This window comes from Magnetospirillum sp. SS-4 (assembly GCF_902729425.1).
GTDB lineage: Bacteria > Pseudomonadota > Alphaproteobacteria > Rhodospirillales > Magnetospirillaceae > Phaeospirillum.
In genome coordinates, this window is the sequence record NZ_CACVCH010000001.1 from 355,992 (window position 1) to 370,061 (window position 14,070).

General features: G+C 67.4%; 14 protein-coding genes. 10 read left to right on the forward strand and 4 right to left on the reverse strand.

The genetic code is table 11. From position 1 onward, the window contains the following. The first annotated feature begins 1 nt into the window (after position 1). Entirely contained in the window at positions 2 to 436 is a 435-nt protein-coding gene (locus tag MTBSS4_RS01730) for a YbaN family protein (RefSeq protein ID WP_173981652.1), read from the forward strand. Here MTBSS4_RS01730 and MTBSS4_RS01735 read toward each other — a convergent pair. From MTBSS4_RS01735 to MTBSS4_RS01750, 4 genes are all read right to left on the reverse strand, one after another. Further along, positions 393 to 1,841: a TrkH family potassium uptake protein gene (locus MTBSS4_RS01735; RefSeq protein ID WP_173981653.1), complete on the reverse strand. Its 1,449-nt coding sequence runs from the start codon at positions 1,839 to 1,841 to the stop codon at positions 393 to 395. The genes MTBSS4_RS01730 and MTBSS4_RS01735 overlap by 44 nt on opposite strands. A gap of 7 nt (positions 1,842 to 1,848) precedes the next feature. After that, the gene (locus tag MTBSS4_RS01740) at positions 1,849 to 3,297 is read right to left on the reverse strand and encodes a TrkH family potassium uptake protein (protein WP_173981654.1); all 1,449 of its coding nucleotides are present in this window, start codon (positions 3,295 to 3,297) and stop codon (positions 1,849 to 1,851) included. A gap of 109 nt (positions 3,298 to 3,406) precedes the next feature. After that, positions 3,407 to 3,910 (reverse strand): hypothetical protein, encoded by a 504-nt coding sequence (locus MTBSS4_RS01745; protein WP_173981655.1) that lies wholly within the window; start codon positions 3,908 to 3,910, stop codon positions 3,407 to 3,409. A 45-nt stretch (positions 3,911 to 3,955) separates the two neighbouring features. Beyond that, entirely contained in the window at positions 3,956 to 5,161 is a 1,206-nt protein-coding gene (locus MTBSS4_RS01750; protein ID WP_173981656.1) for a class I SAM-dependent rRNA methyltransferase, read from the reverse strand. Between the two features lie 230 nt (positions 5,162 to 5,391). On the opposite strand from MTBSS4_RS01750, the gene ccoN reads away from it, so the two are divergent. The 9 genes from ccoN to MTBSS4_RS22690 all read left to right on the forward strand — a co-directional run bounded on the left by ccoN (position 5,392) and on the right by MTBSS4_RS22690 (position 14,070). Beyond that, entirely contained in the window at positions 5,392 to 6,843 is a 1,452-nt protein-coding gene (ccoN, locus tag MTBSS4_RS01755; protein ID WP_173981657.1) for a cytochrome-c oxidase, cbb3-type subunit I, read from the forward strand. Between the two features lie 12 nt (positions 6,844 to 6,855). Continuing rightward, positions 6,856 to 7,593, forward strand: a complete 738-nt coding sequence (ccoO, locus tag MTBSS4_RS01760; RefSeq protein WP_173981658.1) for a cytochrome-c oxidase, cbb3-type subunit II — start codon at positions 6,856 to 6,858, stop codon at positions 7,591 to 7,593. Between the two features lie 12 nt (positions 7,594 to 7,605). Next, positions 7,606 to 7,764 (forward strand): cbb3-type cytochrome c oxidase subunit 3, encoded by a 159-nt coding sequence (locus MTBSS4_RS01765; RefSeq protein WP_173981659.1) that lies wholly within the window; start codon positions 7,606 to 7,608, stop codon positions 7,762 to 7,764. A 2-nt stretch (positions 7,765 to 7,766) separates the two neighbouring features. After that, positions 7,767 to 8,642, forward strand: a complete 876-nt coding sequence (ccoP, locus tag MTBSS4_RS01770) for a cytochrome-c oxidase, cbb3-type subunit III (RefSeq protein ID WP_173981660.1) — start codon at positions 7,767 to 7,769, stop codon at positions 8,640 to 8,642. 201 nt (positions 8,643 to 8,843) lie between these two features. Next, on the forward strand, positions 8,844 to 10,301 hold the full coding sequence (gene ccoG / locus MTBSS4_RS01775) for a cytochrome c oxidase accessory protein CcoG (protein ID WP_173981661.1): 1,458 nt from the start codon (positions 8,844 to 8,846) through the stop codon (positions 10,299 to 10,301). A gap of 7 nt (positions 10,302 to 10,308) precedes the next feature. Next, positions 10,309 to 10,794 carry a FixH family protein gene (locus MTBSS4_RS01780; RefSeq protein WP_173981662.1) on the forward strand — a complete coding sequence of 162 codons (486 nt, stop codon included), beginning with the start codon at positions 10,309 to 10,311 and terminating at the stop codon, positions 10,792 to 10,794. Then, on the forward strand, positions 10,791 to 13,130 hold the full coding sequence (locus tag MTBSS4_RS01785; protein WP_173981663.1) for a heavy metal translocating P-type ATPase metal-binding domain-containing protein: 2,340 nt from the start codon (positions 10,791 to 10,793) through the stop codon (positions 13,128 to 13,130). The genes MTBSS4_RS01780 and MTBSS4_RS01785 overlap by 4 nt, the downstream gene beginning before the upstream one ends. Before the next feature lie 13 nt (positions 13,131 to 13,143). After that, the gene (gene ccoS, locus MTBSS4_RS01790; RefSeq protein ID WP_173981664.1) at positions 13,144 to 13,305 is read left to right on the forward strand and encodes a cbb3-type cytochrome oxidase assembly protein CcoS; all 162 of its coding nucleotides are present in this window, start codon (positions 13,144 to 13,146) and stop codon (positions 13,303 to 13,305) included. 21 nt (positions 13,306 to 13,326) lie between these two features. Beyond that, a complete protein-coding gene (locus MTBSS4_RS22690) occupies positions 13,327 to 14,070 on the forward strand; it encodes a cyclic nucleotide-binding domain-containing protein (RefSeq protein ID WP_173981665.1) in 744 nt (247 codons plus the stop codon).

Genomic DNA, 14,070 nt, shown 5'->3' on the forward strand with positions numbered 1-14,070 from the left:
CATGCCCGAGGTCGAACGGCCCCGAGGTCCCCGCCTCGTCCTGTTCGGCCTCGGCTGGCTGTTCGTCGGCCTCGGGCTCGTCGGTGTCGTCCTGCCGGTGATGCCGACCACGCCTTTCATGCTGGTGGCGCTGTGGTGCTTCGCCAACAGCTCGCGCCGCTTTCACGCCTGGCTGTTCCACCACCCCCTGTTCGGCCCGCCGCTGCAAGCCTGGGAACAAGACCGCGTCATCCCGCTGGGCGCCAAGATCGTCGCCATCGCCTCCATGGCCGCCAGCATGATCTACGTCGCCGGCTTCACCGAGACCCACTGGGCGCTGCTGGCGACCATGGGGACAAGCTGCGCCGCCGGCGCCGCCTTCATCCTGTCGTGTCCGCACCGCAAGCCCGCGCCTATTGCCGCCAGAACGCCGGAACGAACAGAACCAGGACGGTGAACAGTTCCAGCCGGCCCAGCAGCATGCCGCCGCACAGCAGGACCTTGGCGGCGTCGGGCAGGCCGGCATGGCTGCCGCCGGGGCCGATCTCGGCTCCCAGCCCCGGCCCCAGATTGGCCAGCGCCGACGCCGCCCCGGTCACCGAGGTCAGCACGTCGACGCCCAGGAAGGACAGCGCCATCGCCAGCAGGGCGAAGGCAAGCGCGTAGACGAACAGGAACCCCATCACCGACCCCAGCACGTCCTCGGGAATGGGGCGGCGGTTGAAGCTGGCGATCAGCACGGCATGCGGCCGCAGCAGGCGGCGCATCTGCACCAGGGCGTCGGCGAACAGCAACTGGAAGCGGAACACCTTGATGCCGCCGGTGGTGGAGCCGGCGCAACCGCCGACGAAGGCCAGGAAGAACAGCACCGCCGCCGGCATGCCGCCCCAGGTTCCGTATTCCAGGGTGAACAGGCCGGTCCCGGTCATCACCGAGACCACCGTGAAGGCGCCATGGCGCAAGGCGTCGGCCAGGGCCAGCCCCCGGTCGGCGACCAGCCACGACGTCACCGCCAAGGTGCCCAGGCCCATCAGCCCGAAATACCAGCGCAGCTGGATATCCCCCAGCGCGGCCCGGCCGTTGCCCTGGGCGGCCTGGAAGAACAGCAGGAACGGCAGCCCGCCTGCCGCCATGCCCACGATCAGCATCAGTTCGATTCCGACGTTCCGGAAATGACCGACGGAGGCGTCCGAGGTGGAAAAGCCGCCGGTCGAGATGGCGGACATGGCATGGACCATCGCCTCGAAACCGGTCATACCGGCGAACCACAGCCCCAGGGCCAGCAGGGCGGTGCCGCCGCCATAGGCGCCGGCCGTCACCACGGCGATGCGCCGGGCGCGGGTGGAGGCGCGCTCGGCCGGGCCGGGAACCTCCAGCCGGAACATCTGCATGCCGCCGATGGCCAGGTTGGGCAGAATCGCCATCGCCATGGCGATGACCCCCAGCCCGCCCAGCCAGTTGAGCAGGGCCCGCCACAGCAGCAGGCCGCGCGGCAGGCCGTCCAGCCCGCGAATGACCGTGGCGCCGGTGGTGGTCAGGCCGCTGACCGCCTCGAACGCGGCGTCGACCGCCGACATCTGCAACGGCCCGTGGATCAGCGGCAGGGCGGCGAACAGGCCGGGCACCAGCCAGCCGAAGGTGACCGTCAGATAGGTCTGGCGCACCGAACGCCGGGGCTGGCCGGTGCGGGTTCCCAGCATCAGCAGCAGGCCGAAGAACAGCGTGAAGCCGGCCGAGGTGGCGAAGACCCGCCATTCGGCGTGGTTGTCGCGGAAATCCACCAGCGCCGGCAGCACCATGGCCGCCGCCAGCAGGCACAGCAGCATTCCGACGGCATGAAGAACGGGACGGACGTCGATCATCGCCGCTTCACTCCCGCCAATAGCTGCGCGAGAACAGCACCGCCACGGTGAACAGTTCCAGCCGGCCCAGCAACATCTCGAACGCCAATATCCACTTGGCCGGGTCGGGCAGCGGCCGGTAGCTGCCGGTGGGGCCGATGATCTCGCCGACGCCGGGGCCGACATTGGCCAGGGCCGAGGCCGAGGCCGACAGGGCGGTGAGGAAGTCCACCCCCACCACGGCCAGCGCCAGGGCGAACAGGGCGAAGGTGAGGAAATACATGACGACGAAGCCCAGCACCGAATCCAGCACCTTGGGGCTGATGGTGCGGCCGTTGTAACGGATGACGAACACCCCGTGGGGATGCAGCAGCCGCCTCAGATGGATGCCGGCCAGGGCGAACAGCAGTTCCCAGCGGAAGATCTTGACGCCGCCGGCGGCCGAGCCGGTGCAGCCGCCGATGAAGGACAGAACGAAGAACACCACCACGGCGAAACTGCCCCAGGCGCCGTAATTGGTGGAGACGAAGCCGGTGGTGGTCACCACCGAGGTCACCGAGAACACGGCGTGGCGGATGGCGACGCCGGGGGTCATGTCGTTGACCGTCCATTGCCACAGGGCCAGCAGGCCGGCGAATCCGGCAATGAACATCAGGTACCAGTGAATCTGGGCGTCGTCCAGCACGCGCGGCCGGCCCCGCCTCCACGGCCCGACCCACAAGGTGAAGCTGGACGCCCCCACCAGCATGGCGAATATGGCCACCCACTGCACCGCCGTCCCCCATCGGCTCAGATTGGCGTCGGACGTGGAGAAGCCGCCGGTGGAAATGGCCGACATGGCATGGCAGACTGCGTCGAAGGTCCCCATTCCCGCCATGCGGAACGCCACCGCCGCCAGGATGGTGAAGATCAGATAGACGGTGGTGACGGCGGCGGCCACATGGGTCAGGCGCGGCTTGATGGTGTCGGTCCTGTCCGAGCTTTCCATGCGAAACACCTGCATGCCGCCGATGCGCAGCAATGGCAGGATCACCACCGCCATGATCAGGATGCCCTCGCCGCCCAGCCAGTTGAGCAGGGCCCGCCACAGCAAGATGCCCTTGGGCGCCTGATCGAGGCCGCGGATGACGGTGGCGCCGGTGGTGGTCAGGCCGCTCATGGCCTCGAACAGGGAATCGACCGGAGACAGCCGCAGATTGCTGAAGGCGAACGGCAGGGCGGCGAAGACCGCCGTCGACAGCCAGGCCACCACCGTCAGCATGAAGGCTTGGCGGCTGGTCAGGTTGGGGCGGGCCGGCGGCCTGGCGCCGAAGATCAGGACCAGGGCGACGAAACCGGTGACCATGGCCGAGGTGGCGAAGACCTTCCAGTCCACGTCATCGGACAAAATGTCCACCACCGCCGGAATCCCCATGGCGGCGGCGAGGACCAGCAGCAGGAAGCCGTTGACGAAGAGAACCGGCCTTAAGTCGATCAAGTCATCTCTCTCCAGAAGAGGCGACTCTTGGACTCGTTCGCCGGACCTGTCCAGCGATTCATGACGTGGCGGTAAGGATTTCGCCGGGCGAAGACCCCGGCCGCCGCCTTCAGACCGACAGGTCGATGCCGCCGCCATCGACGGTGGCGGCCAGATCTGTCGCCACCGACGGCGTCCCGACCTCGCCCAGCAGGCGATTGATCCGCGCCTCCTCCTCGCTGCCCGGCGCCGCCGCCTTGCGGGCGATGGTCAGGGTGGCGCGGGCATGGGCCAACAGGGCCTTGACCTCGGAATCGGTGGAATCCCCGACCTCGGCCAGGGTGGTGGGGAGCGGCGAGGGGGCGGCGGACTTGCCGTCCATGGCCTTCAACTCGCGGGCGACGTCGCCCACCTCCTTGGCGATGGCCAGGGCGCGCCGGCCGTCCCGGCCGGCGGCCGCGGCGACGGCGGCGAGACGCAGCACCTTCAGCCTGGCCTTGGCCAACTCAAGCTTCAGGGCGCGGCCGACGTCGGGCGGCTCATCCTCGGTGCGGATGGCGGGCGGGAATCGGGGTAGTTCGAACCGGAGCGGAGCCGCCGTTCTGGACTCGGCCGTCGTCAGGGACGTGGACATGGGCTTCTCCCATGGCTGTGCAGTCCCCGCGACTATAGCACGCCTTCAATCCAGTTGCAGCACCATGGCCTTGAGATAGGCGCTTTCCGGCAGCAGCGGATGGACGGGATGGTCGGGGGCGGCCCCGGCGGTGCGGAGGATACGGCCCGTGCGGCCGGCCACATGGATGCCGTGGCTGATTTCCTCGGCGAACATGTCGGCCGGCATGTGGTGGGAGCACGACGCGCAGAACAGGAAGCCGCCGGGTTCCACCAGGGCGCTGGCGAGACGGGCCATCTTGCGGTAGCCCTTGGCCCCGGCGCCCAGATCCTTCTTCACCTTGACGAAGGCGGGCGGATCGGCCACCACCACCCCGAAGCGCTCGCCGGCAGCGGCAAGGCGCTCCATCTCGGCGAAGGCCTCGGCCCGGACGGTCTGGACCGCGATTCCGTTCAGGTCCGCCGCCCGGGCGGCCAGGGCCAGGGAATGCTCGGACCGGTCCACCGCCACCACCCCGGCGGCGCCGGCCATGGCCGCCTGCACCGCAAAGCCGCCGGCATAGGTGTAGACGTCCAGCACGCGCCGCCCCTTGGCGAGGCGGGCCATGAAGGCGCGATTGTCGCGCTGGTCGAAGAACCAGCCGGTCTTCTGGCCGTCCATCAGATCGGCGACGAAGCGGCAGCCGTTCTCCACCAGTTCCACCGGGCCGTCCAGGCCGCCGGCGGCGAGGCGGTGCTCGGGCTCCAGCCCTTCCAGCCGGCGCGCCGGACTGTCGTTGACCAGCACCACGGCACGCGGGGCGAGGACCTCGGCGAAGGCGTCCAGCAGCAGCGGCAGCAGCCGCTCCATGCCGGCGGTGTTGGTCTGCACCGCCAGCACGTCGCCATAGCGATCGACGATCAGGCCGGGCAGATTGTCCGCCTCGGAATGCGCCAGCCGGTAATAAGGGCCATCGAACAGGGCGTCGCGCAGGCGCAAGGCCGCCCGCAGCCGGTCCGCCAGGAACCCGGCGTCGATGGGCGCCTGGGCATCGCGCCACAGCACGCGGGCGGCGATCAGGGAATGGGGATTGAAGGTGGCCGAGGCCAGCGCCTCGCCGCCGGCGTCCATCAGGGTGACCAGGGCGCCGGGCGGCAGGGCCTTGGCCTCGGCGGTCATCTCGATCTCGTTGGAGAACACCCAGGGATGCCCGGCGCGCAGGCGCTTCGAGCGCCCCTTGGCGAGGCGGAGGACGGGACGGGCGGCGGCGGCGTCGGGGGCATGATCGGTCATGGCCGGCACTGTAGTTCCCAACGCCGCCACAGCCAAGTCCGGTGAACACCTGATTTTTCTCATACTTTGATATATATCAATGGCGGGGCGGAATTCAGTCGTCATAGTGCGCCACACTTGGAGTATAAGAATCGTCCGGCCTATCTGCGGCTCCGGGGGCAGGGTGTTGCCGTTGGTCATGGTCGGGCGTTCTGGGGTGACCCTATTTCCGGTCGAAACAGGAGTTCGGCATGAGCATCAACACCGAAGCCACGCCCTATTGCGACGACGTGATCAGGAAGTTCACGATTGCTGCGATTTTCTGGGGCGTCGTGGGCTTCCTGGCGGGCGATTTCATCGCCTTCCAATTGGCCTTCCCCGTCCTGAACCTGGATCTTGAATGGACGACGTTCGGGCGTCTGCGCCCGCTGCACACCTCGGCCGTGATCTTCGCGTTCGGCGGCAACGTTCTCTTTTGCACCTCGCTGTACATCGTGCAGCGGACCAGCCGCGCCAGCCTGTTCGGCGGCGAGGGGCTCGCCACCGCCACCTTCTGGGGCTTCCAGTCCTTCATCGTGGTCGCGGCGCTGACCTATGTCCTGGGCTTCTCGCAGGGCCAGGAATACGCCGAGCCGGAATGGTGGCTGGACCTGTGGCTGACGGTGGTCTGGGTCATGTACCTGATCGTCTTCGCCGGCACCATCATGAAGCGCAAGGAGCCCCACATCTACGTGGCCAACTGGTTCTTCTTCGCCATGATCCTGACGGTGGCGATGCTGCACCTGGGCAATAACATCGCGGTTCCGGCGGCCTTCTTCGGCGGCAGCTGGATGAAGAGCTACAACATCTTCGGCGGCGTGCAGAACGCCATGACCCAGTGGTGGTACGGCCACAACGCGGTGGGCTTCTTCCTCACCGCCGGCTTCCTCGGCATCATGTACTACTTCGTGCCGAAGCGGGCCGAGCGGCCGGTCTATTCCTACCGCCTGTCCATCGTGCACTTCTGGGCGCTGATCTTCCTGTACATCTGGGCCGGTCCGCACCACCTGCACTACACCGCCCTGCCGGATTGGGCGCAGACCCTGGGCATGACCTTCTCGGTGATGCTGTGGATGCCGTCCTGGGGCGGCATGATCAACGGCCTGATGACGCTGTCGGGCGCCTGGGACAAGCTGCGGACCGATCCGGTCATGCGATTCCTGGTCTCGTCGGTGGCGTTCTACGGCATGTCGACCTTCGAGGGGCCGATGATGTCGATCAAGGCGGTCAACTCGCTGTCGCATTACACCGACTGGGGCATCGGCCATGTGCATTCCGGCGCGCTGGGCTGGGTGGCGTTCGTGTCGTTCGGCGCCATCTACTACCTGATCCCCAAGCTGTACGGCCGCAAGGAGATGTATTCGCTGAAGCTGGTGGGCACCCATTTCTGGATCGCCACCATCGGCATCGTGCTCTACATCACCGCCATGTGGATCTCGGGCATCATGCAGGGCCTGATGTGGCGCGCGTATGACAACCTGGGCTTCCTCCAGTACTCGTTCATCGAGACCGTGGAGGCGATGAAGCCCTACTACGTCATCCGCGCCATTGGTGGCCTGCTGTTCGTCGCCGGTTCGCTCGTGATGGTCTACAACGTCTTCAAGACCATCAAGGGCGACGTCGCGGACGAGGCCCTCTCGCCCGCCGCCAGCGGCGCACGCTGAGGAGACCCGACCATGTTCAAGCATCACGCCAAAATCGAAACCAACATCTTCTTCATGGCGGTCGGCATCCTCCTCACGGTGGTGGTCGGCGGCCTGGTGGAGGTCATCCCGCTGTTCTCGATCGAATCGACCATCGAGAAGGTCAAGGGAGTGCGTCCCTACAGCCCGCTGGAACTGGCGGGGCGCAACATCTATGTCCGCGAGGGCTGCTACAACTGCCACAGCCAGATGATCCGTCCGTTCAAGGACGAGGTCGAACGCTATGGACCCTACAGCCTCGCGGCCGAGTCCAAGTACGATCACCCCTTCCAGTGGGGCTCCAAGCGGACGGGTCCCGACCTGGCCCGCGTCGGCGGCAAGTTCACCAACGAGTGGCACTTCCGCCACATGGTGAACCCGCGCGACGTGGTTCCGGGATCGATCATGCCCGGCTACAAGCACCTGGTGCGCAAGCTGGACTACGCCACCATCGAGGCAGACATGAAGGCGAACCGCGCCGTCGGCGTCCCCTACACGGACGCGCAGATCGCCAACGCCAAGAAGGACCTGGAAGAGCAGGTCAACGCCGATCCGGCCTCGAACCCGGCGGTGCTGGCCAGCTATCCCAAGGCCCATGTCGGCCCGTCCTCGGACGATCCCAAGGTTCGCGCCCTGGGCGTCACCGAGATGGACGCCCTGGTGGCCTATCTTCAGGTGTTGGGAACCATGGTCGACTTCAAGACCGTGGATCTCTCCAAGGTCCGCCGGTAAGGAGCGCGGAGATTGGTCGATTTCGTCGACACCGTTCTCCGCCCTTTCTGGATCGTGTGGGTGAGCATGATCTTCACCGGGATCGTTTTCTACGCCTTCCGGCCCAAGAACAAGGGGCGCTGGGAGGAGATGGGAAAGATCCCGCTGAGAGATGACGATGAGGAGCGCTAACTATGGCGACCATTGAAAAGGACTCGGTAACCGGACAGAGCACGACCGGTCACGAGTGGGACGGCATCAAGGAGCTGAATACTCCGCTGCCGAAGTGGTGGGTCTACGTCTTCTGGGCCACGGTGGTATGGGCCATCGGCTATTGGATTGCCATGCCGGCCTGGCCGACCGTCAACGGCTACACCAAGGGTGTGCTGGGCTATTCGTCACGGGCCGATCTCGACAACGAGCTCGCGCTGCAAAAGGCCGGGCGCGCCGCCTGGCTGTCCAAGATCGAGGCGGCCGAACTGGACGCCATCGAGAAGGACAAGGACCTGCTCCGCTACGCCATGGCCGGCGGCAAGATCGCCTTTGGCGAGAATTGCGGCGCCTGCCACGGCACGGGCGGCGTCGGCGTCGCCGGCGCCTATCCGACCCTGGCCGACGACGAATGGATCTGGGGCGGAACCCTGGCCGACATCGAACAGACCATCAAGTTCGGCATCCGCAGCACCCATGCGGAGACCCGCGTCAGCGAGATGCCGAAGTTCGGCGCCGACGGCCTGCTCAAGCCCGAGCAGATCGCCGCCGTCTCCGACTACGTGGTGTCGATGGCGTCCCGGGCTCCGGCCAAGGGGTCGCCCGGCGAGGCGGTTTACGTGGAAAACTGCGCCGTCTGTCATGGCGAGGACGGTTCGGGTCAGGCCGCCCTGGGCGCCCCGGCGCTCAACAACCAGATCTGGCTGTTCAAGACCGCCAAGGCCTCGGCCAAGGACATGGTCGCGGCCCAGGTGAACGCTCCCAAGCACGGCTCGATGCCGGCCTGGGCCGATCGCCTGGACCCGACCACCATCAAGATGCTTGCCGTCTACGTCCATAACCTGGGCGGCGGCAAGTAAGGACGACCCAAGGGGGGAGTCGGGGGGTGCGTTCCTTGGCGACGGGGAACGCACCCCTTTCGATTGTCCGGGATTGGCAGGGGGGAATACAAAGCTGCATCCCGGCGACAGCATTGCCGCCATGTCTTTTTGCCTCACCGAATCGGGCCGCCAGCCGCTAAACTGCCATCCCCGGTCCATAATTCAGAGCACGCCCGCCCCATGGCCACTCCCAAGATCGATCCGTCGCTGAAGCTGTCCTCTCCCGGCGGCGACGGTCCGCTCTACGCGGAAACGGTGATCATCCATCCCCGCACGGTCAAGGGCACCTTCCGCAATTGGAAATGGGCCGCGATGATCGTGCTGCTGGGGATCTATCACATCGGGCCGTTCCTGCGCTGGGATCGCGGTCCCGACGCCCCGGACCAGGCCATCCTGGCCGACCTGACCGGACAGCGCGGCTATTTCTTCTTCCTGGAGATCTGGCCGCAGGAAGTCTATTATCTGACCGGCCTCCTGTTCATCGCCGCCGTCGCCCTGTTCTTCATGAGCGCCGTGGCCGGGCGCATCTGGTGCGGCTTCTTCTGCTTCCAGACGGTCTATACTGACCTGTTCGTCCTGGTGGAACGCTGGGTGGTGGGCGACCGCGCCAAGCGCATGGCGCTGGACCGCGCCCCCTGGACCGCCGCCAAGGTCGGCAGGAAGGCGGCGGTCAACGCCATCTGGCTGCTGATCTCGCTGTCCTGCGGCGTGGGCTTCACGCTTTATTTCGGCGACGCGCCGACCATGCTGGTCGACATCTTCAGCTTCCGCGAGGACATCGCGGTCTACGGCACCATCGCCATCGTGGGCGGCTGCTGCTTCCTGCTGGCCGGCTACGCCCGCGAGCAGGTGTGCCTGTACATGTGCCCCTATTCCCGCTTCCAGTCGGCCATGTTCGACGAGCATTCCCTGATCGTCACCTACGAGGAATGGCGCGGTGAACCCAGGAAGCCGGCCCGCAAGGGCGAAGGCTTCGAGGATCGCGGCCACTGCATCGACTGCAAGATGTGCGTCACCTCGTGCCCGACCGGCATCGACATCCGCGAGGGCATCCAGATGGGCTGCATCGGCTGCGCGCTGTGCATCGACGCCTGCGATTCCATGATGGACCGGATGGGGCTGCCGCGCGGCCTGATCACCTGGGATTCCACCACCAACCAGGAAGCCCGCGCCCGGGGCGAGCCCACCCGCATTCGGCTGGTGCGGCTGCGGACCATCATCTATACCGTGATCCTGCTGGCGGTTGGCGGCCTGATGGTCGCGTCGCTGGCCACCCGCCACACCACCGAGGTCAACGTGCTGCACGAACGTTCGCCGATGTTCGTGCAACTGTCGGACGGCTCCATCCGCAACGGCTATGTCCTCAAGATCTCGAACATGATCCGCGAGGACCGCGTCTACGACCTCAGCGTGGCCGGCCTGGAAGGCGCCCGCCTGTCGGTGGTCGGCGGCGTCTCCAACGTCGCCTCGGCCGAACTGGCGATTCCGCCCGATTCCATCGGCACCTTCAACGTCTTCGTCACCGTGCCGCGGGACAAGGCCGGCGGCAAGCGGTCGCCCCTTTCCTTTAACCTGCGCGAGACCTCGAAGGGCGAGGTCGCCCGCGTCGAATCCCTGTTCGCCGCCCCCGACAAGTGAGGACACGATGACTGCCGAACGCAAGCCCGGCTGGTGGTACCCCTACATCTTCGTGGGAGGGTTCGCCGTCGTCCTGCTGGTCAATTTCACCATGGCCTATTTCGCCAGTTCCACCTTTTCCGGCCTGTCGACCGAACAGGCCTACGAAAAGGGGCTGGCCTACAACCAGACCCTGGACGAAGTGCGCCGCCAGGAGGAGATGGGCTGGACCGTGGAGGCCGAAATCGACCCCGCCGCCAATCACGGCGTCCACGTCACCGTCCGCTACGCCGACCACGAGGGACGGCCGGTCGACGGGCTGAGCGTGCGGGCCAAGCTGGTGCGGCCGACCGCCAGGGGACACGACCGCGAGGTGGCGCTGGCCCCGGTCGCGTCGGGCGCCTACGCCACCTTGCAGGAACTGCCGCTGCCGGGTGTCTGGGACATGACGGTGGAGGCCAGGGGGGCCGGCGGCGTTTCCTACGAACTGGCCCGGCGCATCCTGGTTCCATGACATCCTCCTCCTGCCGCCATTGCGGCGGTCCGCTGCCGGACGGGTGCGACGACGGGTTCTGCTGCCGGGGCTGCGAAGGCGCCTTCGCCCTGGTGGAGGGGCTGGGACTGGAGCAGTACTACAGCCGCCGGTCCGTCGATCCCGCCGCCCGGCCGCTGCGCCCGGACGACGACGCGGCGCGAATCCACGACTTTTCCGCCCATGTGGTGATGGACGCCAACGGCGGGGCCAGCCTGAACCTGATGGTCGAGGGCCTGCATTGCGGCGCCTGCGTCTGGCTGATCGAATCGCTGCTGAACCGCCAGCCCGGCGTCACCTGGGCCAGGGTCAACATGACCACCCGGCGACTGGTGCTGCGCTGGCGGGCCGGCGAGACCGAACCGGGCGCCATCCTCGCCCCCGTCCTGGCGGTGGGCTATCGGGCGGTTCCGTTCGATCCCGAGCGCCTGGGCGACCAGACCCAGCGCCAGGAGAAGGAACTGCTCCGCGCCATGGCCATCGCCGGCTTCGCCGCCGGCAACGTCATGCTGCTGTCGGTCTCGGTGTGGGCCGGGCATTTCTCCTACATGGGTCCCGCCACCCGCGACCTGATGCACTGGATCTCGGCGCTGATCGTGCTGCCGGCGGTGGCGTGGTGCGTGCGCCCCTTCGCCCGCTCGGCCGCCGCCGCCATCCGCTCGGGCCGGACCAACATGGACGTCCCCATCACCGTCGGGGTGATCCTGGCCAGCCTGATGAGCCTGTGGGAAACCGTCAACAGCGGCCACTACGCCTATTTCGATTCCGCCATCACCTTGCTGTTCTTCCTGCTGATCGGCCGCTATCTGGATTCGCGGGCGCGGGGCCGGGCGCGTAGCGCGGTCGAGCACCTGCTGGCGCTGGACGCCGGCGCGGTGACGGTGGTCGAGGACGACGGCACCCAGCGGCTGTTGCCGCCCCACAAGGTGGCGGCGGGAGCGCGGGTGCTGGTGGCGGCGGGCGAACGCATCGGCGTCGACGGCGTCATCGTCGACGGAAGCTCCGACGTGGACACCAGCCTGCTGACCGGCGAAAGCGTGCCGGCCCAGGTGGCGGCGGGCGCGCGGGTGTTCGCCGGCACCATCAACCTGTCGGCGCCGCTGCGGCTCGAGGTGGCGGCGGTGGGCGAGCGCACCCTGCTGGCCGAGATCGTGCGCATGATGGAGGCGGCCGAGCAGGGCCGTGCTCGCTACGTGGCGCTGGCCGACCGGATATCGCGCTGGTACGCCCCGGTGGTGCATGTGGCGGCGCTGGCCACCTTCGCCGGCTGGACCCTGACCGGAGGAGCGCCCTGGCAGGTGGCCCTGCTGTATGCCGTGGCGGTCCTGATCATCACCTGCCCCTGCGCCCTGGCGCTGGCGGTGCCGGTGGTGCAGGTGATCGCGTCGGGCCGGCTGCTGCGCCAGGGCATCCTGGTCAAGTCCGCCACCGCCCTCGAACGCTTCGCCGAGACCGACCGGGTGGTGTTCGACAAGACCGGCACCCTGACCCTGGGCCGGCCCGAACTGGTGGAGGACGGCGGCTGGACCGCCGACGACCTGGCCCTGGCCGCCTCGCTGGCCCTGGCGTCGCGCCATCCGCTGGCCCGCGCCCTGGCGGCGGCGGCGCCCATGGCGCGGCTGGCCGACGGCGTCACCGAACATCCGGGGCTGGGGCTGGAGGTGGCGGACACCGGCCTGCGGCTCGGCAGCCGCAAATTCCTCGGCATCGACGACGACACCGCCGCCGGGCCGGAGCTGTGGCTGGCCGGTTCCGCCCGCCCGCCGGTCCGCTTCGCCTTCACCGACGGATTGCGCGCCGATGCCGCCCAGGTGGTGGCCGACCTGAAGGCCATGGGCATCGCCGTGGAATTGCTGTCGGGCGACCGCCCCGCCACCGTCGCCGCCGTCGCCGGACAATTGGGCATCGCCGAATGGCGGGCCGCCTGCTCGCCCGCCGGCAAGTGCGCCCGGCTGGCCGAGCTGGCCGCCGCCGGCGCCAGGGTGCTGATGATCGGCGACGGCCTCAACGACGCCCCGGCCCTGGCCAGCGCCCATGTCTCCATGTCGCCGTCCTCGGCGGTGGACGTCAGCCAGACCGCCGCCGACGTGGTTTTCCAGGGCGCCCGCCTCGCCCCGGTGCTGGAAACCCTGGCGGTGGCACGGAAATCACGTATATTAGTAAAAGAGAATTTTATGCTGGCGCTGGGCTACAACATATTCACCGTGCCCCTGGCGGTGGCGGGATTGGTGACGCCCCTCATCGCCGCGATTGCTATGTCGACCTCGTCGCTGGTAGTAATTGGTAACGCCCTGCGTCTATCGCGCCGGAGCGGCTGAGCCGGAGAGGCTGGTGGAAAATCTGTTGGTGCTGATCCCCGTTGCCCTGGGTCTGGGCCTGGTGGGGTTGATAGCGTTCCTGTGGGCCATGAAGTCGGGTCAGTTCGACGACCTGGACGGGGCGGCCCATCGAATCCTGTTCGACGACGACGACCAGCCGCAACGCAAGGTCTGATGCCCGATGGGTAGTTTGCATATGCCTCCCCTCGACTTCGACGGCCACAAGATCGATCATGTCGCGAACCTGAAGTCGCCGCAGTGCCGCAATTGCGACATCGTGCGCGAGATCGCGTTCTGCGCCGACCTGTCCCACGACGAGGTGTCGCGCCTCGCCACGGTGCGCTGCCACGCCACCCTGCCGGCCTCGTTCACCATCTTTCGCGAAGGCGACGTGGTGGACCACGTCTATTCCATCTCCAACGGCGCGGTGAAGCTGTACAAGCTGCTGCCCGACGGACGGCGCCAGATCATCGGCTTCTTGTTCTCGGGCGACATCTTCGGACTTGGCACCCATGATGGCTATTGCTACACCGCCGAAACCATCACGCCGACCCATCTGTGCCGGTTCTCGCACCGCAAGCTGGACTCGCTGATGGAGGAAATGCCCCGGCTGGAACGGCGCATGTTCAGCATGGCGGTCAAGGAACTGGTGGCGGCGCAGGAACAGATGCTGCTGCTGGGACGCAAGACGGCGCGGGAGAAGGTCGCCACCTTCCTGGTCAAGCTGGCCGAGCGCGGCGTCAAGATGGGCCTGCCTACCAGCCCGGTGGCGCTGCCCATGAGCCGGGCCGACATCGCCGATTATCTCGGCCTCACCGTCGAGACGGTCAGCCGCACCTTCACCCAGCTGAAGCGCGACAATATCATCGGCCTGCCGTCGTCGGGCCATTGCGTGCTCAACGACTGGGACACGCTCCGGGAAATGGCGGAAGGGACCTGA

Bases quoted from the DNA above. Each gene is read 5' to 3' on its own strand.
- MTBSS4_RS01780 (WP_173981662.1), top strand. From the start codon at position 10,309: ATGACTGCCGAACGCAAGCCCGGCTGGTGGTACCCCTACATCTTCGTG.
- MTBSS4_RS22690 (WP_173981665.1), top strand. From the start codon at position 13,327: ATGCCTCCCCTCGACTTCGACGGCCACAAGATCGATCATGTCGCGAAC.
- MTBSS4_RS01745 (WP_173981655.1), bottom strand. From the start codon at position 3,910: ATGTCCACGTCCCTGACGACGGCCGAGTCCAGAACGGCGGCTCCGCTC.
- ccoP (WP_173981660.1), top strand. From the start codon at position 7,767: ATGGCGACCATTGAAAAGGACTCGGTAACCGGACAGAGCACGACCGGT.
- MTBSS4_RS01735 (WP_173981653.1), bottom strand. From the start codon at position 1,841: ATGATCGACGTCCGTCCCGTTCTTCATGCCGTCGGAATGCTGCTGTGC.
- ccoO (WP_173981658.1), top strand. From the start codon at position 6,856: ATGTTCAAGCATCACGCCAAAATCGAAACCAACATCTTCTTCATGGCG.
- MTBSS4_RS01785 (WP_173981663.1), top strand. From the start codon at position 10,791: ATGACATCCTCCTCCTGCCGCCATTGCGGCGGTCCGCTGCCGGACGGG.
- ccoN (WP_173981657.1), top strand. From the start codon at position 5,392: ATGAGCATCAACACCGAAGCCACGCCCTATTGCGACGACGTGATCAGG.
- MTBSS4_RS01750 (WP_173981656.1), bottom strand. From the start codon at position 5,161: ATGACCGATCATGCCCCCGACGCCGCCGCCGCCCGTCCCGTCCTCCGC.
- MTBSS4_RS01730 (WP_173981652.1), top strand. From the start codon at position 2: ATGCCCGAGGTCGAACGGCCCCGAGGTCCCCGCCTCGTCCTGTTCGGC.
- ccoG (WP_173981661.1), top strand. From the start codon at position 8,844: ATGGCCACTCCCAAGATCGATCCGTCGCTGAAGCTGTCCTCTCCCGGC.